Origin of the sequence: Sphingomonas sp. Leaf33, assembly GCF_001421785.1 — a bacterium.
Lineage (GTDB): Bacteria > Pseudomonadota > Alphaproteobacteria > Sphingomonadales > Sphingomonadaceae > Sphingomonas.
Window position 1 is genome coordinate 181,704 of sequence record NZ_LMLB01000017.1, and the last position, 1,048, is coordinate 182,751.

At 72.8% G+C, this 1,048-nt stretch carries 2 protein-coding genes; both read right to left on the minus strand.

Translation table 11 applies throughout. The annotated features are described in order from the left end of the window. On the minus strand, window positions 1–355 hold a 355-nt coding region (locus ASE86_RS16250), incomplete at its 3' end, for a hypothetical protein (protein WP_082441975.1). Window positions 356–363: 8 nt separating this feature from the next. Then, the coding region (locus ASE86_RS14075) for an EI24 domain-containing protein (RefSeq protein WP_321162995.1) at window positions 364–1,048 on the minus strand (685 nt) is incomplete at its 5' end.

Sequence of the window (1,048 nt, forward strand, 5' to 3'; positions counted from 1 at the left end):
CCCCGTCCCTGCGCGCCAACGCGGCCACACAGCTGGCGCGGTCGATCGCGCTGCCGTCCGGCTGGCGCGCGTCGACATAGGTGACCACCGGCTCGCCCTTGCCGTCCTTGGGATAGAGATAGGCATCCAGTACGCAGATGCGGCTGCCGAACTGCATCTTGCGGCCCACCCCCTCGGTCACATCGGCATCCGCCGCGCCAAAGGCCTGGGTAAGTGCGCGCGACGGCTGGCCCATCACGCGCTCCAGCCCCAGCGTGCTGATCGCGCGCGGCTGCGGCAGCGGGATGCGCGCGGCCGGGCGCGGAGTGGTAGCGGCACCGCACGCGGCGAGCAGCAGGGCGGGGGCGGCGGTCATCAGGCGCTTCACTTCGACAATCTCCGATGAAAGACATGGGTCGCGATCGCCGCTCCCAGCACGGGGGCGACCAGGTTGACGATCGGCACCAGCAGCAGCGCGGTGCCGATGCCCCCGAGCAGCAGGCGGGGGCCCCGGGTGGTCTGGCGAAACGCGGGGAGTGCCGCCGGCGGGCGGTGCCGCGCCGCGACCATGTCGCCCAGGTCGCGTCCCAGCAGCAGCGCGTTGACGACGAAGAAGCCGATCGGGGTGCCGATCCCGGTCGCCAGCAGCACGACGTACAGCGGGATCGCGACGACATTCCACAGCACCGCGCGGCCAGCAGACCCCGCGCCCATCGCCAGCCCGCGCGCGAACGGCACCGGCCGCGCGGTGGCCAGCGCCTGCGGATAATGTCTGGCTTCGACCGCCGCCACGACCTCGTCGGCGAACAGCCCCACCACGGCGATGGCGAGCGCGCGGAAGATCAGCCAGCCGAGCGCAACGCCCGCCAGCACCGCCGCCGCCCCGGCCAGGTCACCACCGACCGCGTCGATCCCCAGCCATCGCGCCAGCGCCTGCGCGCCGAACCACAGGCCGACCCCGGCGGTCGCCAGCAATGCGAAGGTCAGGGCCAGCGACTTGGCGAGCACGCTCAGGATGCGCCGGTCGCCCAGTTGGCCGACGGAAAGGAAGAACGCTGCGATCACGCGC